The following is a 24,505-nucleotide window of genomic DNA, read 5'->3' as shown; positions in this document are numbered from 1 at the left end:
GGATAAGGCTATTCTACTACGGGGAAGAGGGAGTGTCAAACCCCGTCCTCCCTTTACGGCAAAGGATTTTTACTGTATCTTTAGTACAGCTATGGTATAATTCAGGAGAGAAAACATATTGTTTGGGAAGGGGAATGTGCATGAAAAAACAGACGCTTGTGCGGGATGCCACTGTAATGCTGCTGGCTCTGTTCGCTGCCTATGCCATGGTGATGCTTACACAGGCCGTTATGGGCCGCATTGAGGGCGTTGCCATGCTGATCTTTATGCTGGCAGTATTTGTCACATCAATGTATACAGAGGGGTATGTCTGGGGCGTGGCAGCGTCCCTGATCAGCGTGCTGGCGGTGAATTTTGCCTTCCTCTCGCCGTATTTCGCGTTCAACTTTACTCTGTCGGAAAACCTGTTTTCCGGCCTTGTGATGCTTGTGGTGTCCATCATGACCAGCACCCTGACCACCCGCATCAAAAAGCAGGAGCAGCTGCGCATGGAGAGCGAAAAGGAAAAAATGCGCGCGAACCTCTTGCGCGCGGTTTCCCACGATCTGCGCACCCCGCTCACTTCCATTTATGGTGCCTGCTCCACCGTGATCGAAAACTACGATTCGCTGGATAAGGCAAAGACCATCAAGCTGCTGGGCGAGGCCTGCAGCGATGCCCAGTGGCTGACCCGCATGGTGGAGAACCTGCTCTCGGTCACCCGCATCGACAGCGAGAAGGTGACGGTGCAGAAGACCCCCACGGTGCTGGACGAACTGCTGGACGCCGTGCTGGTCAAGTTCCGCAAGCGATACCCGGATCTTCAGGTGGAGCTGGAAACGCCGGATGCCTTTATCGTGATCCCCATGGATTCCATGCTTATCCAGCAGGTGCTGATGAATCTGCTGGAAAACGCCGCTCTGCACGCCGAGGGCATGACAAAACTGACCCTGAAGGTGTTCACGGTGGGCAATCGCGCGGTGTTCGAGGTGACGGACAATGGCTGCGGCATCCCCAGAGAACGGCTGAAAACGCTGTTCTCCGGCACCGGCAGCACCGACCCGGATGTACCGGCAGACAGCCGCAAGCACGGCATGGGCATCGGCTTGTCGGTGTGCGCAGCCATCATCAAGGCCCACGGCGGCGAGATCAAGGCCGAGAGCCGGGTGGGCGAGGGAACCACCATCCGCTTCTGGCTGGAGACCGAAGAAATTGAAATGGAGGATGCAGAAGATGAGCAATAATAAATTCAAGGTCCTCATTGTGGAGGATGAGGCGAATATCTGCAGCTTTATCGAAACGCTGCTGACTACCAATGATTATCAGGCGCTGGTGGCCCACACCTGTACCATGGGCCTGACCCTGTTTGCCTCCCACAACCCGGATCTGGTCATTCTGGATCTGGGCCTGCCGGACCGGGACGGTCTGGAGTTCATCCGCACCGTGCGGCAGAAGTACATGACCCCCATCGTGGTGCTCTCGGCCCGCACCGACGAGATGGATAAGATCGAAGCGCTGGATCTGGGGGCCAATGACTATATCACCAAGCCCTTCAGCACCGGCGAGCTGCTGGCCCGCGTGCGTGCGGCCCTGCGCCTGAACCGTTACGGTGCCCTGCGCGGCGGCAATGCCCCGGCAGGGGAGTTCCGCGCACAGGGAATGCGCATCAATTATGACCGCCGCAAGGTGTTTGTGGACGAGCAGGAGATCAAGCTGACCCAGACCGAGTACAACATCGTGGCGTTCCTCTCCCAGCACGCGGGCCGTGTGATGACCTATGCGGCCATCGTCAAAGCCATCTGGGGCGATACCGACATCGGCAGCACCAAGAAGCTGCAGGTGAATATGGCCAACATCCGCAAAAAGCTGGGCAGCCGCCCGGGCAGCAACGCCTATATCCTCAATGAGCTGGGCGTGGGCTACCGCATGATCGACGAGGACAACGACACCCGTAACAGGGAGAATCTGGAATGACACTTGCGCTGCTTGTGTTTGCGGCCACCTATCTGCTGATGCTGCGGCTGCAGCAGTACCGCCCGTGGGTGGCACTGTGCAGTGCGGTGCTCTTTATTATGCTGGGCGAGGCCGGGGTATACGGCTTTTCGCTCCGTGCGGCACTGCAGGCGGTGGATTACAACGTTCTGCTGATGATGGCGGGCACCATGGGTACGGTGGCGCTGTTCATCGAGAGCAAAATGCCCGCCCGTCTGGCGGAAATGCTCATCGTCCGGGTGCCGGATGTCAAGCGGGCGGTGTGTATGCTGGCGCTGTTCGCCGGCGTCATCAGTGCTTTTGTGGACAATGTGGCTACCGTGCTCATGGTGGCCCCGGTGGGCCTTGCCATTGCCCGCAAGCTGAAGATCTCGCCGGTGCCGGTGATCATTTCCATTGCGGTCTCCTCCAACCTGCAGGGCGCAGCCACGCTGGTGGGCGATACCACCAGCATCCTGCTGGGCAGCTTTGCGGACATGAACTTCTTCGAGTTCTTCTGGATGCAGGGCCGTCCGGGCATTTTCTGGGGCGTAGAGCTGGGCGCACTGGCATCGCTGGCGGTGCTGCTGTGGCTGTTCCGCCGTGAGACCCAGCCGGTCTGTGCAAAGGTGGAAACGGATGTGGAGGACGACGTGCCCGCCGCCCTGATGCTGCTGACGGTAGGCCTGCTGATCGCGGCATCTTTCCTGCCGGAGCCCGCCGCCGGGCCGCTGCATACGGTGTATGAGCTGCGCAGCGGTCTTATCTGCATGGGCCTGTGCCTGTTTGGCACCGTGCGCGCCTGCCTGCGGGCAAAGTCGGCAAAGCCGCTGGGGCGGGTGCTGGGTGAGCTGGACTGCGATACCCTGCTGCTGTTGTTTGGTCTGTTCATCGTGATCGCAGGCATTCAGGCGGCGGGCGTCATTGATGCAGCGGCCCGGCTGTTCCACGCCGTGGCGGGAGAAAGCCCCTTCCGACTGTTTACGCTGCTGGTAGTGGTTTCGGTCGTGCTGTCGGCATTCATCGATAATATCCCATACGTAGCCGCCATGCTGCCCGTGGTGCAAAGCATTGCTGCACTGATGAATGATGGCCGGGGGATGGAGCCCTACGTGTTTTACTTCGGTCTGCTCACCGGTGCCACTCTGGGCGGCAACCTGACGCCGATCGGCGCTTCGGCCAATATTGCTGCCATCGGCCTGCTGCGCAAAAACGGTGAAACCGTCACGACCCGGGACTTCCTGCGCATCGGCGTGCCCTTTACGCTGGCTGCAGTGCTGGCAGGCTATGTGTATCTGTGGCTGGTGTGGGGCAGAGTCTGATCTGCTGGCCTCCGGCACGGCTGTCTGCTGAAGAAAAAACAAAGAAACTCCGACCCTCTGCACTGCCGGAAAATCGGCCTGCAGAGGGCTTTTTCGCGAAAGTATGACGTTTTGTAGTGAGGAAAAAGTTTTTTTGAAAAAACGCTTGACATTCTTCGTATATCTGGTATAATAACTATCGTTCCGAGCGACACAGCTCACGAACACAACAGAATATGCGGATATGGCGGAATTGGCAGACGCGTTAGATTCAGGTTCTAATCGGGGCAACTCGGTGGAGGTTCAAGTCCTCTTATCCGCACCACAAGGAAGACAGCTTTTGATAGCTGTCTTTTTTGTTTTGCACGGCAGTTTCCCTTTAGCAGTAACCGCGGATAAGAGGACTTGAACAGCAACGACGACGACCGCAGCCAGCGGCTGAAACAGGGAGGAGTTGTTGGGGCCGCGTTCTGATTTTTCAAAGCCCTGCCAAGGGGCTGCAGAAAAATCAGCAAACGCAACCCGTAAGGCCCTGACCGCCAGATTCCGCTGCGGTTCCCAACCTGTAGGAATGTCTACCGGGAGGCAGACTGTCCACTGTCTTTTTTGTTTTACATTTCCATTGACTGCACTGGGGTCGAGGATGAATTGGACGTGACCATGGCGCAGAGGACGGAACTGGACTACCTCATCTACAATGACCCGCTGGGATATGCGGATTTGATTCTGAACGGTGACACGAAGGAATATTTGAAGAATGTGGCCGGGAGCCATGGGCTAGAGGATTAGAAAAATATCATCTGCTCTTTGCGGCAGACGGTAGATATGAAAATTGCATGAGTTGAGTTTGGGCGATGTGCTTTATAGCGAAGCACATCGCCTTTAGTTTTTCTTTCGGGTGGCAATGTCCTGAAAGCAGAAATAGTCCGGTTGGTGGCGGGACTGGGTGTACTCGAACAGCATCCCGTCCGAGTTGAAGGTCTGGTTTACCACCACTGCCACGCAATCATAGCCGTCCATATCCAGCAGCTTTTCATCACGGGCAGTTGCGTGTTCCACCGTGATGCGCCGTTTGCTGGTGATGATCTGCATTCCAAGCACGTTTTCAATAAAATCATAGATGGAATGGGATGCGATTTCCTCTGTCAGTCCGGGTACAAATTCCTTTAAAAAGTAGTTGATGTCCAGAATCAGTGCTTTTCCGTCCAGATAACGCACACGCTGTACCGCCCACAATTCATCGCCCTCAGAAAATCCGCTTTCCGCGGCAAACTGTTCCGTTGCGATGATGGTCTCAAACTTCGTGACCTTCGTCACGGCGCGAAGGCGGTTGCGGCGGGCGGTTTCTTGAAACGTCTCGATGCCGCCGATGGTAAACGTCGTTTTGCCCACCGGCTGGTAGATGACCCGCACGCCGCGCCCCTGCATGGTCTGCACATAGCCGTCGGCTACCAGCTCCGCCAATGCGCGTCGAACTGTGTTGCGGGAGCAGGCGTATTCCTCTATTAAGGTATTCTCGCTGGGCAGCAGCGATTGATAGGGGTAATCCTGCGCCTCGATGCGTTTTTTGATGCTGTGATAAATGCCCTCATATTTTGCCTTTGGCATGGTGTGTACCTCGCAACTTGTTCAAACATTTACTTTAGTATACCGTCTTTTCGGCTAAATTTCAAGTGGGCAACTTGTGAGCAGTGCCGAAAATAGGCATTCTGCAGTGCTTTTTTGCAAAAGCAGATTGACTTGTATGAACAAGTCTGGTATTCTGTGGCTGTAAGGAGAACTTGTATGAACAAGTTCAAAGATGCCCGTATGAACAAGTTCGAAGATGCCCGCTCTACCGGGCAAAAGGAGGAAAACATTATGGGTAAATACGAACAGGACGCGCGGCTGCTGCTTGAGTACGTTGGCGGCAAGGAGAACATCGCGGCAGTATCCCACTGCGTATCGCGTATGCGATTTGTCCTCAACGATCCCGCCAAGGCGGATGTTGCCAAGATCGAGGCACTGAAATCCGCCAAGGGCACTTTCACCCAGGCAGGCCAGTTCCAGGTCATCATCGGCAATACGGTCAGCGATTTCTACAATGACTTTATTGCCGTCTCCGGCATCGACGGTGTCTCGAAGGACGCTGTCAAGAGCGCGGCCAAGCAGAACCAGAACGCATTGCAGAAGGTCATGAGCGTGCTTGCGGAGATTTTTGCCCCATTGATTCCCGCCATCATCACCGGCGGTTTGATTCTCGGCTTCCGCAACTGCATTGACAGCATCTACTTTTTTAATAACGGCACCCAGACGCTGTGCGACATCAGCCAGTTCTGGTCCGGCGTTGACAGCTTCCTGTGGCTGATTGGCGAAGCCATCTTCCATATGCTGCCGGTCTGCATCTGCTGGTCTGTCACAAAGAAAATGGGCACGACCCAAAGCCTGGGCATCGTCCTCGGCCTGACGCTCGTCTCCGGCCAGCTGCTCAACGCTTACGCCGTGGCTTCTACTGCGGCGGCAGATATCCCCAAATGGGATTTTGGCTTCTTCACCATCAACATGATTGGCTATCAGGCGCAGGTCATTCCCGCCATGCTGGCCGCGTTCACGCTGGTGTACTTGGAACGCTTCTTCCGCAAGATCTGCCCGGCGGTCATTTCCATGATCGTGGTGCCCTTCTGCTCGCTGGTGCTGTCCGTCATCATCGCCCACACTGTCCTTGGCCCCATCGGCTGGAAGATTGGCACCTTCATTTCTGACATCGTCTACGCCGGCATTTCCGGCTCCTTCCGCGTGGTCTTTGGCGCAATCTTCGGTTTTGTTTATGCCCCGCTGGTCATCACCGGCCTGCATCACATGTCCAACGCCATCGATATGCAGCTGATCGCCGACTTCGGCGGTACGATGCTGTGGCCCATGATCGCGCTGTCCAACATTGCACAGGGCTCCGCCGTGCTGGGCATGATCTACCTGCAGCGCAAGAATGCTGCTGCACAGGAAGTCAACGTTCCCTCCTGCATCTCCTGCTATCTGGGCGTTACCGAGCCTGCCATGTTCGGCGTCAACCTGAAATTCCACTTCCCGTTTATCTGCGGCATGATTGGATCTGCCATCGCAGCGGTCGTCTGTGTGGCAACTTCCACCACGGCCAACGCCATCGGTGTCGGCGGCATCCCTGGTATTTTGTCAATCCAGCCCGCCTATATGCTCAGCTTTGCGCTGTGCATGGCCATTGCCATCGTCGTCCCCTTTGTGCTGACCGTCATCGTCGGCAGGAAAAAAGGCGTTGCCTGATTTTGTGAGGTGTATACCATGAATGATTTTAAAGATAAAGTTGTCTACCAAATTTACCCGAAATCCTTCATGGACTCGAACGGTGACGGCTTCGGCGATTTGAAGGGCGTCACCGCGAAACTGGACTACCTCGCCGACCTGGGCGTTGACTATCTCTGGCTGACGCCGTTCTTCCCCTCGCCCCAGCGCGACAACGGCTATGATGTGGCCGACTACCGTGCCGTTGACCCGCGCTACGGCACGATGGAGGATCTGGAGGAGCTTATCCGCGAGGCGGACAGGCGCGGCATCGGCCTGATGCTGGACATGGTGTTCAACCACACCTCCACCGAGCATGAGTGGTTCAAAAAAGCACTGGCGGGCGACAAAAAGTACCAGGACTATTACATCTTCAAGGACGGCACGCCCGACTGCTACCCGACGAACTGGGTTTCAAAATTCGGCGGCCCTGCGTGGGAATATGTACCATGGCTCGGCAAGTGGTATCTGCACCTGTACGATGTTATGCAAGCCGACCTGAACTGGGAGAACCCCGCCGTGCGGGAGGAAATGGCCGACATCCTGCGATTCTGGAAGGCGAAGGGCATCAAGGGCTTTCGCTTTGACGTCATCAATGTCATCTCCAAGCCGGAATTTTATGAGGACGATTTTGAGGGCGACGGCCGCCGCTTCTACACCGATGGCCGCAACGTCCACAAGTACCTGAAAGAGCTGGTCGCCGCGGGCGGCATCGACGGCATGATAACCGTTGGCGAAATGTCCTCCACCACGCTGGAAAACTGCATCGGCTACACCGCTGAGGGCAACCACGAGCTGACGATGTGCTTCAATTTCCACCACCTGAAGGTCGACTACAAGGACGGGCAAAAGTGGGAATTGAGGGAGCCTGATTACCTCGCCATGAAGAAACTGTTCCAGACCTGGCAGGAGGGGATGCAGGCCCACGGCGGCTGGAATGCGCTGTTCTGGTGCAACCATGACCAGCCCCGTGCGGTGAGCCGCTTTGGCAGCGACACGACCTACTGGAAGGAAAGCGCCGAGATGCTGGCGGCAGCGATCCATTTTATGCGCGGCACCCCCTACATTTATCAGGGCGAAGAACTGGGCATGACGAACCCGCACTTCACATCCATTGACCAGTACCGTGATGTGGAAAGCCGCAACTACTATAAGATTCTGCGCCAGCAGGACAAGTCCGAGGAAGAAACGCTGGACATTATCGCCCAGCGCAGCCGCGACGACAGCCGCACCCCGATGCAGTGGAATGGCAGCGAAAATGCGGGCTTCACCACTGGCACTCCGTGGATTGGTTTGGCGGACAACTACAAGGCCATCAACGCCGCTGCTGAGGTGGATGACCCAGATTCTGTGCGCAGCTTTTACAAGATGCTGGTGCATCTGCGCAAGACCCACAAGGTCATCAGCGAGGGCAAGATCGAGTTTCTTTACCCAGACAATGCCGATTTATTGGCTTACCGCCGCTATGGTGCCGAAGATGGGGAAGAACTGCTGGTGCTGTGCAACCTGACTGAGCATGACGCACCTTACACCCTGCCAGAGGGCTGGGCAGACGCAGATAAGCTGCTGGGAAACTATCCTGACAGAAACGATGCCCTGCGTCCGTATGAGTGCCTGATCCTAACAAAGGCCTAAGATTTATTTCTCAAGTTTTTTCTCAAAATAAAAACAGGGTGCGCCCTGAATGGACGTACCCTGAAAATCCACAGACAAGAGCGATATGTACGACAGGGCGTTCCCCGTCGGGAACGCCCTGTTTCTCTCTGTACTGACAGTAAAACCGCTCCGAGCGCTCTGCCCGGAGCGGTTTTGCGTCAGCAGTATTTATGCAGAATGGTCATAGACGGAGGGAGAAGTCATGCGTCCTTGCACAGCTTGGTCAATTCTTCGATGGCGGCATCCTCGTCCGGGCCATCGGCGGCGATGGTCACGGTCTCGCCGCACTTCACGGCCAGACCCATTACGGCAAAGATCTTCTTCATGTCGGCGACTTTGCCGTTCTTAGTCATAGTGACTTTGCTCTCAAAGCCTTTGGCAGCTTTGCTCAGGATACCGGCGGGACGGGCGTGCAGACCTTCTTTGTCCTGAATGGTGATATCGATGCTCTTCATAAAAATCTCTCCTTTTTGGAATCGTTATTGTAAGTGCTCCAGCACATAGTTCATATCGGAAGTGGTCTTGAGCTGTTCCAGCGCATCCTCGTCTTCAAGGATCTCGCAGACATTGCCCAGCAGGTCAAGATGGTCGTTGCCGACACCGGCAATGCCGAACACGAGGTAGGCTTTTTCATCGCCGAAGTCCACGCCCTGCGGATATTGCAGCAGAACAACGCCGGACTTTTTAACGGTGCCCTTCTTCTGGCTGGTGCCGTGGGGAATGGCTACGCCCATGCCCATGTAGGTGCTCACCAGCTTTTCGCGCTCCACCATGGCATCGGCGTAACTGTCATCCACATAGCCCCGCTTTGCCAGCAGCGCACCGGCCGCACGGATGGCCTCCTCCTTGGTGACGGAGGGCAGACCCAGCTGGATGTCCTCCGCCTGGATCTTCATCACGGAACCGTTGGCTTTGGAAGCCTCGGTCACGGCAGCCGCCAGAGGGGCTACGGCTGCATTGCGCAGGTCGGATACGATCTCCTCATTGGCGGCAGCTTCGGCCTTGGCATCCAGTGCCGGGGTAGTGGAGGTCAGTGCGTTGTACAATGCGTCCAGATGCGGATCTGCAAGGAAGTTATCCAATGTAACAAGCTGTGCCTGCGGGGCGCACTTGGCGGCACGGTCAGCCAGAACGCGCTGGCAGACCACCACGTCCGCGTCAGCGGGGATGGTGTCCACGCTGGAGTTGGTCACGGTCAGGTCGGGGCGCTCCGCCTTAATGCGGTTGTGGAACTTGGTAGCACCCATGGCGCTGGAACCCATACCGGCATCGCAGGCAAAGACGATCTTGCGGATCTGGCCGACATTCACGGCAGTAGGCTCGGGGATCTCGCCCTTAGCCTGTGCCTTCATCTCCTTCATTTCGTTCTGGGCGTCGGTCAGGCTCTTGGTGTGACCGGAGGTCGCTTTCAGGATGACCGAGGACAGAACAAAGGAAACAGCACCGGCGATGACAACGCCCAACAGAACGGTGAGAATGGAATCCCGGGGAGCCATTGCCATGTAGGCGATGATGGAACCGGGAGAAGCAGGACCGGACAGACCTGCACCGGTCATAGAGTAAAACAGGATGGCGCAGAAGTTGCCCACGATGGGGGCGATGATGATCACGGGGTTCATCAGGATGTAGGGGAAGTAGATCTCGTGGATGCCGCCCAGCAGATGGATGATCACAGCACCGGGAGCGGACTGGCGGGTGGTGTCGTCCTTGCAGAAGAAGCAGTAGGCCAGCAGGACACCAAGACCGGGACCGGGGTTGGCTTCCAGCATATACATGATGGAGCGACCGGTCTCAGCAGCCTGGCTTGCACCGATGGGGCTGAAGATGCCGTGGTTGATGGCGTTGTTCAGGAACAATACCTTGGCAGGCTCAATGAAGATGGACACCAGCGGCAGCAGGCTGTGCGCCACAAGGAAGTCCACACCGGCGGTCAGCACGGTGAGGATGGCAGTCATGAACGGGCCGATGACGTAGTAGCCAAGGATGGCCAGCAGCATACCCAGAATGCCGATGGAGAAGTTGTTGATCAGCATCTCGAAACCGGCGGGGATATGGCCTTCCACCTTCTTGTCGAACTGCTTGATGACCCAGCCGGCCAGAGGGCCCATGACCATGGCGCCCATCAGCATGGTGTAGTCCGAGCCGCAGATGCAGCCCACCACGGCGATGGCGGCGATGACGCGGCCGCGGTCGCCTGCAATCATCTTGCCGCCCTGCCCTGCAATGAGGATGGGCAGCAGGTAGGTCAGCATCGGGGAGACCATGCTGGCCAGCTTTTCGTTGGGGAACCAGCCCGCTTCAATGAACAGAGCAGTGAGGAAGCCCCACGCGATGAATGCGCCGATATTCGGCATGACCATGCCGCTGAGGAACTTGCCAAAGCGGGAAACAGCGTTTTTCATTTGTAGCTCTCCTTTTTCACTTGAAAGGCAGGCGGCGCAGCTCCTGTGGCATGGGAGCTGCGGCCTGCGGACGGTTGTTCGGAGGAGCTTTCGTTTCGTTCTGGCACTATTCTAGCCGATACTGCGCCGGATTTCAATGGTGACAAGCGGTGGGGTTGTCACCGGAGGATGGTGACACCAGTGGGCTGATACGGCAACATTTCCAATGGATGCGCGGGTGATTTGTGCATATTTGCTGATGCGCCGGGATACAAGACGGGAACAAGGAAGCTTTTGTCACTGGGCAATGGTGACAAAAAACACACAACTTCTTTTCTGCGTTGGGGGCTGGCAGACGGGGTGGCACTATGTTACAATAGAAGCAATGGGTAACTTTTGGGAAAAGGAGAGAAGCAACATGGGTGCGGTGTATCGTGAGGAACTGTCGGCAAATGCACGGAAGCTGATCGAGCAGCTGCTCAGCCTTCCGCAGGGCTGGGTGACGGCGGCGGCGCTGGCTGAAAGCATCGGGGTCAGCCGCCGCACCGTGCTGCGGGAGCTGCCCGCTGTGGAGCAGTGGATGCAGGCTGCCGGGGCGCATTTTGTGCGGAATCCCGGCAAGGGTCTGCTGCTGGATGAAGCGCCGGAGCGGCGAGACGCACTGCGCACCCAGCTGAACAGCGGCGACAGGAAAAAACTTTCCCGCACAGAGCGGCGGCAGCAGCTTTTGACAAGGCTGCTCAGCGAGCAGGAGCCCTGCAAAACAGCGGTACTGGCACGGGCGCTTGGCGTTTCGGAAAGCACGCTGTCTGCAGACTTGGATGAACTTGAGACCAAGCTACACCCCTACCGGGTGGAGATGTTCCGCCGCCCCGGCGTGGGGGTCTGGCTGCAGGGGGATGCTTCTTCCTACCGGAGGGTGGTGTCTGCCCTGCTGCGCAGCAGTATGCCGGAAAAGGAACTGGCAGAGGTGCTCTGCGGACGGATGCCGGAAAACGAGATCTTCTCGACCCTGCTGGATACAAAAACGGCCGAAAAGGTCTGGGCGGCTTTGCAGCAGTTTGAACAGGAAGAACAGCTCCATCTGCCGGATGCAGGCTTTCTGGCGCTGGCGATCCATTGCACCCTGACCATTCAGCAGCTGCGGCAGGGCGGCGACAAGGGCAGTGCCCCCAGAGGGCTGCGCCCGGCGGGCAATCATGCTGCCCGGCTGGTGGCGGCGCTGAACCGCACCTTCGGGCTGACCCTGCCGCCTGAGGAAGCGCAGTATCTGGAACTGTATCTCTCCGCCTATCTGGGTGCGGAGGATCCTTGGGGCAGTGCGCAGGAGATGGAGTTGCGGAATCTGGAAGCCGCCCTTATCCGGGAAATGGAAAAGGCGCTGCACACAGACCTTTCCGGTTACACCTCTCTGCGGGATGACCTGTACTGCCACCTGCGCCCCATGCTGCTGCGGGTGGAGCAGAACATTCGTACCGAAAACCCCCAGCTGGACACCATCCGCACCGCCTACCCCGGCCTGTGGAAAGCCACCCGCACCGCCTGTGATGCGGTGCAGCAGCAATTCGTCCTGCCCGCCATCTCGGACGACGAAGCGGCCTACCTTGCCATGCACTTTGGCGCAGTGCTGGAACAGAATGCCATGTTCCGGCTGCTGCTGCGGGTGGTAGTGGCCTGTCCGCTGGGCATGGGTTCCAGCCGCTTTCTGGCTTCCCGGCTGGGAAACGAGTTTCCCTCTTTGCAGGTGGAGGGGTGCTGCTCGGTGCGGGAGCTGAACACTGCCGACCTGCGTCGGAGAAAAATCGACTTCATTATCTCCACCGTGCCGCTGGAACTGGATTACCCGGCGGTGTGCATCAGCCCTTCCCTGCTGGAGCCAGACCGTGCCGTGCTGAAGGACGCTATCACGCGGTACAGCCAGAACCGCGCAGAACCGGAACCGGCGGTGCAGCCCGTGCAGGATGCACCGCACGCAGGCTCTAAGCTGCAGTATTATGCGCGCCTGACCCGGTCCATGACCGGGCTGCTGGAACATCTGACCATCCAGCCCGTCAAGGCTCCTGGCAGCCGCGCTGCCCTCATCCATGCAGCGGCGCAGCTGTTCTGCCCGCAGGAAGCGGACGCCCGGCTGGTGGAGCAGCAGCTTCGCCGCCGTGAAACGCTGGGCGATACCTACATCAAACCTCTGTATGCCCTGCTGCTCCATTGCAGGACAAGTGCGGTAAAGGACTGCCGCTTGGGCTATCTGCAGGCACAGCCGCCGGTCTATGAGCCGGGGCGCATCGTGCTGGGGGCACTGGTGCTGCTGGCTCCGGACGACGGGAACGGCGTCCCGGTGGAGGTCATGCAGAATGTCAGCGGGCAGCTGATCGAAACGCCCCGGCTGATGGAGGCGCTGCGCACCGGCCAGCAGCAGGAAGCTGCAGACCTGTTGGAACAGGGCTTTGATCGCACCTTTTTTGCGGACTGCAAACCGCCGCATACAAAATGAACTGAAAACGCACTCCCGGCTTTTTCCTTTTTGGGCAGAACCGGGAGTTTTTTGTTGTTGTAAAAAGATACCTATTAGAGAACTTTTGAACTAAAAATCATGTATCCCAGAAAGTTGGCGAAAAGCACCAAAAACACGCAGTGCAATTTGTTGAAACAACAGCTTGACATGGGCGAAAACTGTTGGTATTATAATGCTAGAGCTTTCGTTTCAACAGTTTCGAGTTTCATAACAACAATCATGAAGGAGGCTGTTGTTCCCATGATCTACACCGTAACATTGAATCCGGCGCTGGACAAGACCGTTGAGATCCCAAACCTTGCGCTGGACACCGTAAACCGGATCACCAAGATGCGTACCGATCCCGGTGGCAAGGGCATCAACGTCAGCAAGGTGATCGCAAAGCTGGGCGGGACCAGCAAGGCTATCGGCATTCTGGCCGGTAACAGCGGCAAAGCCATTCAGGACGCACTGGACAGTGAAGGGCTTGCCCACAACTTCCGTTTCGTGCCCGGCGAGACCCGCACGAACCTGAAGGTCATCGACCCGGAAAACCACACCAACACCGACATCAACGAGCCGGGTATCGAGGTGGATGCCCCGGAGCTGACCGCCCTGCTGTACGACCTGCTGAAGGAACTGAAACGGGGGGATATCGTGGTGCTGGCAGGCAGCCTGCCGAAGGGTGCCCCCAAGGACACCTACTACACATGGGTGGAATCCTGCAAAAAGGCAGGGGCAAAGGTCTTTCTGGATGCAGACGGTGAGCTGCTGGCAGAGGGGCTGAAGGCTGCTCCCTATCTGGTCAAACCCAACAACGACGAGCTTTCCCGCATGATGGGCCGGGAGCTGAAAACGCTGGATGAACTGGCCGATGCCGGTCAGGCGCTCATCCGCAGGGGCATCGAACATGTGGTGGTGTCCATGGGCGGTCGGGGTGCGCTGTATCTCCGCAAGGACAGCGTGATCTACGCTCCGGCACTGAAGGTCAAAGTGGGCAGCACGGTGGGTGCCGGCGACAGCGTGGTCGCCGCTCTCGCCTACGCCGAAGCAGAAGGGCTCAGCGAAGAAAACACCGTTCGCCTGTCCATCGCCACGGGAGCCGCCAATGTGATGTGCAGCGGCACACAGGCCGCAGAGCGCAGCCAGATCGAAGAACTGCTGCCGCGGGTCACCTTCCAGCATCTGTAAAACTTCTTGAAAACACAACGGTAACTGTTATAATAAAAGGAGAGTTTCATTATGAAAGTCAAAGCTGTTCGTCTGCACGCCGCCAACGATCTGCGTCTGGATACTTTTGAACTGCCGGAGATCAAGGACGATGAGATCTTGGTCAAGGTCGTTTCCGATAGCATCTGCATGTCTACTTACAAGTGCGCCATCCTCGGCACTGGTCACAAGCGTGTGCATCCGGATGTAGCCGAGCACCCCGCCATCATGGGTCACGAGTTCGCCGGTGATATCGTCAAGGTGGGCAAGGCGCATCAGGACAAGTTCAAGCCCGGCATGAAGTTCACCCTGCAGCCCGCCCTGAACTACAAGGGCACCATGTGGAGCCCCGGCTACTCCTACGAGTTCTTCGGCGGCGACGCCACCTACTGCATCATCCCTGCCGAGGTCATGGAACTGGGCTGCCTGCTGGAGTACAAGGGCCGTGCTTACTACGAGGCTTCTCTGGCCGAGCCTATGAGCTGCTCCATCGGTGCTTTCAACGCCGCCTACCACACCAAGATGGGTGTGTACCATCACGATATGGGCATCAAGAAGGGTGGCAAGCTGGCGATTCTGGCCGGTGCAGGCCCCATGGGTCTGGGTGCTCTGACCTACGCACTGCACCGTGATGTGCGCCCCGGCATGGTGGTGGTCACCGATATCAACGAGGATCGTCTGGCCCGTGCGGAGTCCCTCTTCCCCCCGAAGGAGGTCAAGGAGAAGGACGGCATCGACCTGTACTTCGTCAACACCGCCAACATGGCAGACCCCGCTGCCGAGCTGCGGGAGCTGACCGGCGGTACCGGCTTTGATGATGTGTTCTGCTACGCCCCCATCGCGCCGGTGGTGGAGCTGTCCAGTGCTGTGCTGGGTCGTGACGGCTGCCTGAACTTCTTTGCAGGTCCCACCGACAAGCATTTCAGCGCCAAGATGAACTTCTACGATGTGCACTACAATTCTACCCATGTCATGGGCACCACCGGCGGTAACACCGCCGACATGATCGAGTCGCTGGAACTGACCGCCGCTAAGCGCATCGACCCGGCTGTGATGGTCACCCACATCGGCGGTCTGAACGCCGCTGCCGAGACCACCCTAAACCTGCCCAAGATCCCTGGCGGCAAAAAGCTGATCTACACCCACCTGACCATGCCCCTCATCGCCCTGACCGATCTGCGTGCCAAGGGTGAACAGGACAACGATCCCCGCTATACCGCACTGGCTGACATCGTGGATGCCCACAACGGCCTGTGGTGCCCGGAAGCAGAGGAATATCTGCTGGCAAACTTCAACCCGGAGGACTAAGCGGAACGTGCCATGGGACAGGACAAACGCAGACAGGAGGAATCCCCCATGGAACAACGCCGCAATCAAATCGTGGAGCTGGTGAACCGCAAAGGCAGCATTAGCTTTGCCCAGCTCAAGGAAGCTTTCCCTTCCGTTTCGGAAATGACCCTGCGCACCGACCTGAAAGCACTGGATGAAGCCCGCCGTGTGGTGCGGGTGCATGGCGGTGTCAAGTCGGTGGAGCAGGTGGTAGGCACAGACGACCTGCTGAGCCGCCGTTCTGCCCGCAATGCCGAAGCAAAGCAGATCATTGCCGAAAAAGCCGCTGCTCTGCTGCGCCCCAACACCACCCTGTTTCTGGATTCCGGCAGCACCGCCACAGCAGTGGCCCGGTGCATCCCGGATCAGCCCATGCTCATCTACACCAGCGGCCTGAGCTGCGCCATGGAGCTGGCAAAGCTGGAAAAGCCCCATGTATCCCTGCCGGGCGGCAACCTGAACCGGTTCAGCCTGAGCGTCTGCGGTGCACAGAGCATCCAGACGATGGAGGGCATCAACTTTGATCTGCTGCTGCTGGGCGTGACCAGTTACAGCCCGGAAACCGGTTTTACCTGCGGCGTGGAGGATGAAGCACGGCTCAAGCAGACCGTGCTCCGCCGCTGTGACTGTGGGCAGAAAGCCGTGCTGCTGGATTCCTCCAAAATCGGACTGAAAAGTACGTTCCACATCTGCGAGCTGTCCGATATTGATATTGTGATCTCGGACGGAAAGCTGCCCGTAGAATTTTTACAGGCCTGCCGGAACGCAGGCGTAACGGTACTATAAAAGGAGCATTATTATGAAGATCATTCGTGCAAAAGATTATCAGGATATGTCCCGCAAAGCGGCCAATATCATCTCCGCACAGGTCATCATGAAGCCGGACTGTGTACTGGGTCTTGCCACCGGCGGCACCCCGGTGGGCACTTATGCCCAACTGGTGGACTGGTACAACAAAGGCGATTTGGATTTCTCCGAGGTCACTACTGTCAATCTGGATGAGTACCGCGGCCTACCCAAGGAGCACCCCCAGAGCTACTGGTATTTCATGAACGAGAACCTGTTCAGCAAGGTGAATATCGACCCGGCCAAGACTAACCTGCCGGACGGTACCAATCTGGACACCGCCGCCGAGTGTGCCCGTTACAACGGTATCATCCACAAGCTGGGCGGCATCGACCTGCAGCTGCTGGGCATCGGCCCCAATGGTCATATCGGCTTCAATGAGCCGGGCGAAGCCTTTGAGCTGGAGACCCACTGCGTCGACCTTGCGCCCACTACCATCGAAGCCAACAAGCGCTTCTTTGACGGCAACGAGGCCCTTGTCCCCAAACAGGCATACACCATGGGCATCAAGACCATCATGCAGGCACGCAAGGTGCTGGTGGTAGCCAACGGTAAAGCCAAGGCACAGGCCGTCAAGGACGCCGTGACCGGTCCTGTGACCCCTGCCTGCCCCGGCAGCATCCTGCAGCTGCATCCGGACTGCATCCTTGTGGCAGACGAGGAAGCACTGAGCCTGCTGTAAACTCCCAAAGCCAACCTCTTCATTTACCATAATTTTGCTCAAGATCCAACCAAAGCACAGAAAGGGCCGGACTCGTTGCACGGGTTCGGCTCTTTCTGTCAGAAATAAGATTTATCTTGCAATCTTACGCAAAATGTGGTATATCCATTATACGAAACATTGTTTGAGATGCACGTTCCACAGTTCAATGATGTATAAATAGGATGTGCCTGCCATGACCGCCGTGATCTATGCCCGCTATTCCAGCGACAACCAGCGCGAAGAATCTATCGAAGGCCAGATCCGCGAGTGCACGGCCTATGCGGAAAAGAATGGCATCACCATGCGTTGGATGTTACCATGGCGCAGAGGTCAGAACTGGATTATCTCATCTACAATGACCCACTGGGCTATACTGATTTGATTCTGAATGGCAACCCGGAGGAATATTTGAAGAAAGTGGCTGGGAGTCATGGATTAGAAGATTGACCACGCTATAAAGATTCCCTAAAAAAACAGTTCCCATCTGTACGACAAAATTACAGATGGAAACTGTTTTTATGTGCGGATAGAACATTCGGTGCAACTCGACAACAGTTGCGGGTGATTTTTATACATTTTCTGTGCTACGCGCCTGCCCACTTTTCTTGCTGCTCAAACGGAGAGAACCTCAACGGAGTTATTGAAAATATTTAGCACGGTATTGGCTCGGAGTATCCTGAAATTCTGCTTTGAAGCGTTTGACAAAATAGTTAGCATCCATGATGCCAACGGATTCTGCAATTTCGTGTATTGGTGCTCTGCTATGCGCCAAACTGTGTGCAGCGTGCTGCATTCTAATGCGATTCAGATAGGCCAGCGGCGTGATACCGACTTCCTTTTTGAATAGCGAAATCAGATGATTTGGAGAAACATCCAGTTCTGTTGCCATGCTTTGCACGGTGACTGCCCGTGCATAGGAGTGCTCCAGATAATATAGTGCACTGATCGTCAGGTTGCTGTAGCTGGTGGTCTTTTTGCGCCGGATGGTCTGACAGTATTCACGGATCAGCCGTTCATGTTCCTGATTGATCTCGTCGATGGTGTGGGCATCCCAAATGATGGAGGCACTGGCAGAGGACAGCCGGTCGTTTACAATGGGAGGAATCCCTGCGTGCATTGCGCCAATGCGGATAACTGTGCGGGTAATGGCAGCCGAAACCCGGGCACTTTCCAGTGTTTGTCCCAACCGTTTCAAGAAGGCAACAGAATTGTGCAGTTCATTCCAACTCTCCAGCGCTTTTACGACATTGCCGTTTTCAACAGCTGTCATCAGCGCGGCTTCCAGCGCATAGCGCTGAGCAACAAGTTCCGCATAGGGAACAGTAGAGTCAACATCCTGAAAAATAGTACGGACGTTCTTCTTGTCGTAATTGATTTCTCGGAAATCTTCTGGAATGGGGGTCTCCATCGCGCGGAACAGGCAGTGAATGATATGCTGCTGATTGGACTTTGGTGCCACCGGGATCTTGCCCCGGTGTGCAGCCAGTTCTTCCGGAGAAAAGTTTTTTAACTCGATCTGTCGCAGCAGGCTTTCACAGTCATTCAAGGAATAGAACTCGGTACAGAACGGACCAAGCACGAGAGGAACCGAACCAATCCGAAAAAACAGAGTTTTTATATGGAAGGGATCAGTCACGCAGACAGTTTCGTTTTCCGAGAGTCCTTCCAGAAACAACTTCATCGTATGCGGCAGAAGATATTCCTGTAAGGGATGAAACTGATACTGTGTGCAGAAGAGCATACAGTCTGTAGAAGTCTGCAAAACGGTGATAGGGATGCGTGTCATATCCTGCGCAAGAGCACAACATTCATTTAAAGTCATAGTTTTATCCTATTCTAAATTGTTTTATTCTAATTGAGAACGGTGAATAATTCTATTTTACTATATTTTATTCTATCACATCTTTTCAAAAAATGATATCCTATTTTCAGAATCTCAAAGCAGTGGGCCCCTGCCGCAGAATCGTTGTGAAAAACATGAAAAAACAAGAAAAGCATTAGGAGGAAAACCATGGCAAAAGATTACAACGTGCTTGCCAAGAGCATTGTCGAGCTGGTCGGTGGTGAAGAAAACGTTGTCTCGTTGGCACATTGCGTTACACGTCTGCGTTTCAAACTGAAAGATGTTTCTCTGGCAAAGACCGAAGAAATCAAAAAACTGAACGGCGTACTCAAGGTCATGGAAGCCGCCGGTCAGTATCAGGTCGTCATTGGTACCGATGTAGGAGATGTGTATGATATTATCCTGAAAACCACCCACATCACCGCAGCAGGCGTGGCACAGGCTTCGGCAGCAGAAACGGCTGCCGATACCACCCCGGCGGAAAAGCCGAAGCTGTCTGCTGTCCTGATCGACACGATCTCTGGTATTTTCACCCCGTTCCTTGGTGCCTTTACCGGTGCCGGTCTGTTGAAAGGCTTTATGGTTCTGTTCGTCACGCTGGGTGTGCTGGACAAGTCCACTACGACTTATGCGATCCTGAACGCAGCCGGTGACGGTGTGTTCTACTTCCTGCCGATCTTCCTTGCATACTGCGCAGGCAGCAAGTTTGGTGCTAAGCCTTTTATCTCGATGGCAATCGCTTCTGCGCTGGTATACCCCAATATCACCGCTCTGTTCAGCGCAACCGACCCCATCGCAGTTGATTTCTTTGGCATCCCCGTCCACATGATCAGCTATACCAGCTCGGTTCTCCCCATCATTGCCGCCTGTTTCGTGCAGGCTAAGCTTGAAAAACTGCTGAACCGGGTCATTCCCAAGATGCTGCGTGGCATTTTTATCCCGGTGCTGGATCTGCTCATTCTTGTTCCGCTGACCTTTATCGTTGTAGGACCTGTTACCGATATCCTGGGCAATGGTCTTTCTACCATTATCGAGGCAGGTATGCACCTTTGCCCGCCGCTGGGTGGTTTCCTGATGGCTGCTCTGTGGCCGGTTATGATCATCTTCGGCATCCACTGGGCTTTCGTTCCCATTGCTCTGAACAATCTGGCTGTGCTTGGCTATGATTATCTTCTGCCTCTGACGGTCGGCTGCAACTTTGGTATTGCTGCTGCATGTCTGGCGATATTCTTTAAAACCAAGAACAAGGAATTGAAAGAGGTTGCCGGTCCGGACACGATTTCTGCACTGATTGGTGGTGTCACCGAGCCTGCTGTGTACGGCATTCTGCTCAAGTACAAGAAGCCTATGATTATCGTTTGCCTCGTCAACGGTATCGGTGGTGCCATCTGCGGCATCTTCAATGTCACCCGTAATGTGCAGATGTCGGTCAACCTGCTGACGATCCCTGCGATCTGGGCAGTCTATGGACCTTGGGGTGTGGTCGCCATCGTGGTTTCCTTTGTCGGCTCCTTTGTCCTGACCTGGCTGTTTGGTTACAGCGATAAGATGCTGGAAAAAGAAAGCAAGTAAAATAACGCCGTGCTTCGCAGATGTTTTTCTTGAAGGATGAACAGCTGCGGAGCATTTTTGGTAAACAGACCATAAATACAATCAAAAACGGGAGCATCGTTCTATGATGAAAAACTCAGTCCTTTACCCCATTACGAACCGTTATCGCATGGCTCTGTCGCTGGACGGGATGTGGCAATTCCAGTTTGACCCAAAGTCCTGCGGCCTTTCTGAAAACTGGAAGGACGGTCTGCCGTCTCCCATTTCCATGCCGGTACCTGCCAGCTTCTCTGATTTCTTCACCAGCGGTCCTGACCGGGACTACTGCGGCGATTTCTGGTATCAGAAGGATTTTTTTGTGCCTGAAACGGTGCAGAGCAAGGTGCAGCTTCGTTTTGGAAGCATTACCCACCGTGCAATTGTGTTCTGCAACGGTGTTGAGGTCGCCCGGCATGAAGGCGGCTTTCTCCCCGTTGTCGCCGATGTCACGGACGTTGTCCGCCGTGGTGCGGTGAACCGGGTCTGTATCTGGGTGAACAACGACCTGAACGAGAGCACTTTGCCTTGCGGAACACACAATGTCCTCTCCAGCGGCAGAAAAATCGTTAAGCCTTATTTCGATTTCTTTAACTACTCCGGCATCCAGCGCAGTGTGTATCTGGTCATGCTCCCGGCAGAAAGTGTTCAGGACTATGAGGTGCGCTATACGCTGAACGGTGCGGATGCACAGGTGGATTACAAGGTTTTCTGTGAAGGTGCCGGAGAAATTTCGGTACAGCTGCTGGATGCGGAAAACAAGCTGGTGGCAGAAGCAAACGGTGCGGAAGGTGCTCTCTGCGTGCAGAACGCGCATCTCTGGCAGGTGCGGAACGCCTATCTTTACACCATCGTCATCACACTGAAAAAGGACGGCTTGCCTGTGGACGAGTACCGGGAACGCATCGGTATCCGCACGGTGGAGATTCGCGGCACAAAGATCCTCATCAACGGAAAGCCTGTCTACCTGAAAGGCTTTGGCAAGCACGAGGACTTTGATATTCTGGGGCGTGGCTTCAACTGGGCCGTCGCAAAGCGGGATTTTGAGTGTATGAAATGGACGGATGCCAACTGTTTCCGTACCAGCCACTACCCTTATGCAGAAGAGTGGTATCAGATGGCAGATGAAGAGGGCTTCCTTATTATTGACGAAGTCCCCGCTGTCGGCATGATGCGTTCGACCCACAACTTTGCCGCAGCCGGCACAGGCCAGTACACCTACTTTTTCGAGACACCTACAGTTCCGGAGCTGCTGAAAAATCACATTCAGCAGGTCAAGGAGATGATGGCGCGCGACAAAAACCATCCCAGCGTTTTTGCGTGGAGCCTGTTCAATGAGCCGGAAACCACCAGCGAGTATGCAAAGGATTACTTCACGAAAGTCTTTGAGACCGCCCGTACACTGGATCCGCAGAACCGTCCGCTGACCGGTGCGTTCGAGAAGAACAGCGCGCCTGACAAGTGCCGCTGTTATCAGCTGTGTGATTTCATCTGTCTGAACCGGTATTATGGCTGGTACATCAGCGGCGGCGCTGAGATGGAGGAAGCGGAGGTCAAGTTCCGTGCTGAAATGGACAAGTGGGCGGCAAAAAAGCTGAACGTTCCATTCGTCTTTACCGAATTCGGCACGGACACCCTTGCCACTGAGCACAAGCTGCCCGCTATCATGTGGAGTCAGGAATACCAGAATGAGTATCTGGCAATGAATTTCAGCGTGTTTGACAGCTACGATTTTGTGCAGGGCGAGCTGGTCTGGAACTTTGCAGACTTCCAGACTTCCGAGGGTGTTATGCGCGTCAACGGAAACAAGAAGGGCATCTTTACGCGCCAGCGTCAGCCCAAGGATGCAGCATTCACCTTCAAAAGACGTTGGGAATCTCTGCCGCTGAATTATAAGGGAGAATAAAATGGGAGTTTTTCGTGATGATTTTCTGTGGGGCGGCGCCTGCGCTGCCAATCAGTTCGAGGGTGCATGGGATGTGGACGGCAAAGGCCCCAGCGTGCCGGATATGTGCACCAACGGTTCCCACACCAGCCCGAAATGGGTGACCACCGGCATCCGCCCCGACCGTCTGTACCCCAGCCACGAGGCCATTGATTTCTATCATCACTACGAAGAGGATATCGCCCTCTTTGCTGAGATGGGCTTCAAGACCTTCCGCACCTCCATCAACTGGACCCGCATCTTCCCCAACGGCTGGGAAACGGAACCCAATGAGAAGGGTCTGGAGTTCTACGACCGCGTGTTCGACTGCTGCAAGAAGCACGGCATCGAGCCGCTGGTCACCATTAGCCATTACGAGCTGCCCTATGCTCTGGTGGAAAAGTACAACGGCTGGGCTTCCCGGGAACTGATCGAGTTCTACATGAACTACTGCAAGGCAATCTTTGAGCGCTACAAGGACAAGGTAAAGTACTGGCTGACCTTCAACGAGATCAACTGCGGCACCATGCCCATAGGCGCGATCCTCGGGACCGGCACGATCAAAGGCTTTGAAGGCTCCACCGCCGATGTGCCCGACAACAAGCAGGAGCGTTTTCAGGCACTTCATCACCAGTTCGTGGCCAGCGCCAAGGCGGTCAAGTACGCCCACGACAACTATCCCCAGTTCAAGATGGGCAACATGATCAGCTTCATCACCAGCTATCCGCTGACCTGTGACCCTGCCGATGTGGTCGCCAACCAGCAGAAGATGCAGATTACCAACTGGTTCTGCTCCGATGTGCAGGTGCGCGGCGAGTATCCCAGCTATATGAAGCGCTGGTTCGCCGAGAACGGTATCACCATCCTGCAGCAGCCCGAGGACGCTGACATCCTGAAAGAAGGCACGGTGGACTTCTACACCTTCAGCTATTATATGTCCAACTGCATCACCACCCATAAGGATACCGAGGATGTGGGCGGCAACATCGTTGCCGGAAAGAAGAACCCCTACCTGAAGGCTTCCGACTGGGGCTGGCAGATCGACCCCATTGGTCTGCGCTACACCCTCAACGAAATCTACGACCGTTACCACCTGCCTATGATGGTGGTGGAGAACGGTCTGGGTGCTTACGATGTGAAGAGCGAGGACGGCAAGATCCACGACAGCTATCGCATTGACTACCTGCGCCGGCACATCGAGCAGATGGCTGAGGCGGTCAAGGACGGCGTGGATCTGATGGGCTATACCCCGTGGGGCTGCATTGATCTCGTTTCCGCCTCCACCGGCGAGATGGCAAAGCGTTACGGTTTCATCTACGTCAACAAGTTCGATGATGGCACCGGCGACCTGAGCCGCGAGCGTAAAGATAGCTTTTACTGGTATAAGCGGGTCATTGAGACAAACGGCGCTGAATTGTAACTGGGAATAAAACAAAAACAGGGTGCGCCCTGAATGGACGCACCCTGCCAAAAGCCACAGACAATAGCGATATGTACAACAGGGAGTTCCCCAGTGGGAACTTCCTGTTTTTCGTTTTTTGCACTATCTCTTTGTGCAAGCTGCTATCGCATTTTTATTTTGCAACAGCCCCGTTTTTGAAACAAGGGGGGCAACAGCATGAAACAGTGCGTTTCTTTCCAGCGACTTGATATAATATGTTCCATCCAGTGCCTTACAGAGTTTTACCTGAAACGCTTCCTCCCAGATCTTCTGCTCATACAGTTGGGAGGGTTCCGCAAAGGTGGCAAGTTTTCCGTCTGCGAATACACCCACGGCATCGCTGTACTGCATCGCGTGGGCAAGGTCGTGCAAAACCATCACGACGGTCCGGCCCTGCTGCGCAAGGCTTTGCAGAAGTTCCATCAGCTGGAACTGTGCTGCACCGGGAACTTCGGGTGCCAGCGCCGCGACCAGAAGGGCAAAAAAGCCCGCGCCGGAGTCCAGAACGACCACATTCTTATAAAGTTTGCTCATGTTCCGGATGATCTCG

At 55.6% G+C, this 24,505-nt stretch carries 18 protein-coding genes, 1 tRNA gene and 3 pseudogenes; 17 read left to right on the top strand and 5 right to left on the bottom strand.

Annotated features, from left to right (window positions below):
• Positions 1-140 precede the first annotated feature (140 nt).
• The 5 genes and pseudogenes from ACNSPV_RS03435 to ACNSPV_RS03415 form a co-directional block, all read left to right on the top strand.
• Positions 141-1,223: a sensor histidine kinase gene (locus ACNSPV_RS03435; RefSeq protein ID WP_348584618.1), complete on the top strand. Its 1,083-nt coding sequence runs from the start codon at positions 141-143 to the stop codon at positions 1,221-1,223.
• Positions 1,213-1,953 (top strand): response regulator transcription factor, encoded by a 741-nt coding sequence (locus ACNSPV_RS03430; RefSeq protein WP_339395519.1) that lies wholly within the window; start codon positions 1,213-1,215, stop codon positions 1,951-1,953. Before ACNSPV_RS03435 ends, ACNSPV_RS03430 begins: the two co-directional genes overlap by 11 nt.
• On the top strand, positions 1,950-3,272 hold the full coding sequence (locus tag ACNSPV_RS03425; RefSeq protein WP_348584619.1) for an SLC13 family permease: 1,323 nt from the start codon (positions 1,950-1,952) through the stop codon (positions 3,270-3,272). The genes ACNSPV_RS03430 and ACNSPV_RS03425 overlap by 4 nt, the downstream gene beginning before the upstream one ends.
• A 217-nt stretch (positions 3,273-3,489) precedes the next feature.
• Positions 3,490-3,576, top strand: a tRNA-Leu gene (locus ACNSPV_RS03420).
• A 290-nt stretch (positions 3,577-3,866) separates the two neighbouring features.
• Positions 3,867-4,040: pseudogene (locus ACNSPV_RS03415) on the top strand (DUF6061 family protein); the annotation flags it as partial.
• A gap of 93 nt (positions 4,041-4,133) precedes the next feature.
• Here the strand turns inward: ACNSPV_RS03415 and treR are convergent.
• Entirely contained in the window at positions 4,134-4,859 is a 726-nt protein-coding gene (gene treR / locus ACNSPV_RS03410; RefSeq protein WP_348584621.1) for a trehalose operon repressor, read from the bottom strand.
• Between the two features lie 252 nt (positions 4,860-5,111).
• On the opposite strand from treR, the gene treP reads away from it, so the two are divergent.
• Together treP and treC are read left to right on the top strand one after the other, a co-directional pair.
• The gene (treP, locus tag ACNSPV_RS03405; protein WP_418268290.1) at positions 5,112-6,527 is read left to right on the top strand and encodes a PTS system trehalose-specific EIIBC component; all 1,416 of its coding nucleotides are present in this window, start codon (positions 5,112-5,114) and stop codon (positions 6,525-6,527) included.
• An 18-nt stretch (positions 6,528-6,545) separates the two neighbouring features.
• Positions 6,546-8,180 (top strand): alpha,alpha-phosphotrehalase, encoded by a 1,635-nt coding sequence (treC, locus tag ACNSPV_RS03400; RefSeq protein ID WP_348584625.1) that lies wholly within the window; start codon positions 6,546-6,548, stop codon positions 8,178-8,180.
• A 221-nt stretch (positions 8,181-8,401) separates the two neighbouring features.
• On the opposite strand, the gene ACNSPV_RS03395 is transcribed toward treC, so the two are convergent.
• Together ACNSPV_RS03395 and ACNSPV_RS03390 are read right to left on the bottom strand one after the other, a co-directional pair.
• The gene (locus ACNSPV_RS03395) at positions 8,402-8,656 is read right to left on the bottom strand and encodes an HPr family phosphocarrier protein (protein WP_006735298.1); all 255 of its coding nucleotides are present in this window, start codon (positions 8,654-8,656) and stop codon (positions 8,402-8,404) included.
• 24 nt (positions 8,657-8,680) lie between these two features.
• On the bottom strand, positions 8,681-10,603 hold the full coding sequence (locus ACNSPV_RS03390; protein WP_348584627.1) for a PTS mannitol transporter subunit IICBA: 1,923 nt from the start codon (positions 10,601-10,603) through the stop codon (positions 8,681-8,683).
• Between the two features lie 397 nt (positions 10,604-11,000).
• On the opposite strand from ACNSPV_RS03390, the gene ACNSPV_RS03385 reads away from it, so the two are divergent.
• The 7 genes and pseudogenes from ACNSPV_RS03385 to ACNSPV_RS03355 all read left to right on the top strand — a co-directional run.
• The gene (locus tag ACNSPV_RS03385; protein ID WP_348584629.1) at positions 11,001-13,073 is read left to right on the top strand and encodes a BglG family transcription antiterminator; all 2,073 of its coding nucleotides are present in this window, start codon (positions 11,001-11,003) and stop codon (positions 13,071-13,073) included.
• Positions 13,074-13,334: 261 nt separating this feature from the next.
• A complete protein-coding gene (gene pfkB, locus ACNSPV_RS03380) occupies positions 13,335-14,264 on the top strand; it encodes a 1-phosphofructokinase (protein WP_348584631.1) in 930 nt (309 codons plus the stop codon).
• A 51-nt stretch (positions 14,265-14,315) separates the two neighbouring features.
• Entirely contained in the window at positions 14,316-15,590 is a 1,275-nt protein-coding gene (locus tag ACNSPV_RS03375) for a zinc-binding dehydrogenase (RefSeq protein ID WP_348584632.1), read from the top strand.
• Positions 15,591-15,638: 48 nt separating this feature from the next.
• The gene (locus ACNSPV_RS03370; protein WP_348584633.1) at positions 15,639-16,397 is read left to right on the top strand and encodes a DeoR/GlpR family DNA-binding transcription regulator; all 759 of its coding nucleotides are present in this window, start codon (positions 15,639-15,641) and stop codon (positions 16,395-16,397) included.
• Between the two features lie 13 nt (positions 16,398-16,410).
• Positions 16,411-17,139, top strand: coding sequence for a glucosamine-6-phosphate deaminase (gene nagB, locus ACNSPV_RS03365; RefSeq protein ID WP_117554657.1), 729 nt, complete (start codon positions 16,411-16,413; stop codon positions 17,137-17,139).
• Between the two features lie 214 nt (positions 17,140-17,353).
• Positions 17,354-17,464 (top strand): annotated as a pseudogene (locus tag ACNSPV_RS03360) (recombinase family protein); the annotation flags it as partial.
• Positions 17,464-17,607, top strand: a pseudogene (locus ACNSPV_RS03355) (DUF6061 family protein); the annotation flags it as partial. The pseudogenes ACNSPV_RS03360 and ACNSPV_RS03355, both read left to right, overlap by 1 nt.
• Before the next feature lie 190 nt (positions 17,608-17,797).
• On the opposite strand, the gene ACNSPV_RS03350 reads toward ACNSPV_RS03355, so the two are convergent.
• Positions 17,798-18,982, bottom strand: a complete 1,185-nt coding sequence (locus ACNSPV_RS03350) for a helix-turn-helix transcriptional regulator (RefSeq protein ID WP_348584634.1) — start codon at positions 18,980-18,982, stop codon at positions 17,798-17,800.
• Between the two features lie 189 nt (positions 18,983-19,171).
• Here ACNSPV_RS03350 and ACNSPV_RS03345 point away from each other — a divergent pair, with 189 nt between their 5' ends.
• The 3 genes from ACNSPV_RS03345 to ACNSPV_RS03335 all read left to right on the top strand — a co-directional run bounded on the left by ACNSPV_RS03345 (position 19,172) and on the right by ACNSPV_RS03335 (position 23,934).
• A complete protein-coding gene (locus ACNSPV_RS03345; protein WP_348584635.1) occupies positions 19,172-20,575 on the top strand; it encodes a PTS transporter subunit EIIC in 1,404 nt (467 codons plus the stop codon).
• Between the two features lie 103 nt (positions 20,576-20,678).
• Positions 20,679-22,496, top strand: a complete 1,818-nt coding sequence (uidA, locus tag ACNSPV_RS03340) for a beta-glucuronidase (RefSeq protein ID WP_348584636.1) — start codon at positions 20,679-20,681, stop codon at positions 22,494-22,496.
• 1 nt (position 22,497) lies between these two features.
• Positions 22,498-23,934, top strand: a complete 1,437-nt coding sequence (locus ACNSPV_RS03335) for a glycoside hydrolase family 1 protein (RefSeq protein ID WP_348584637.1) — start codon at positions 22,498-22,500, stop codon at positions 23,932-23,934.
• 123 nt (positions 23,935-24,057) lie between these two features.
• Here ACNSPV_RS03335 and ACNSPV_RS03330 read toward each other — a convergent pair whose 3' ends face one another.
• Complete coding sequence (locus ACNSPV_RS03330) at positions 24,058-24,489, bottom strand: hypothetical protein (protein ID WP_348584638.1); 432 nt, start codon at positions 24,487-24,489, stop codon at positions 24,058-24,060.
• Positions 24,490-24,505 lie beyond the last annotated feature (16 nt).

The organism is Faecalibacterium sp. 3 (assembly GCF_048323735.1).
Classification (GTDB): Bacteria; Bacillota; Clostridia; order Oscillospirales; family Ruminococcaceae; genus Faecalibacterium; species Faecalibacterium wellingii.
This window is presented reverse-complemented; position numbering and strand designations above follow the sequence as displayed.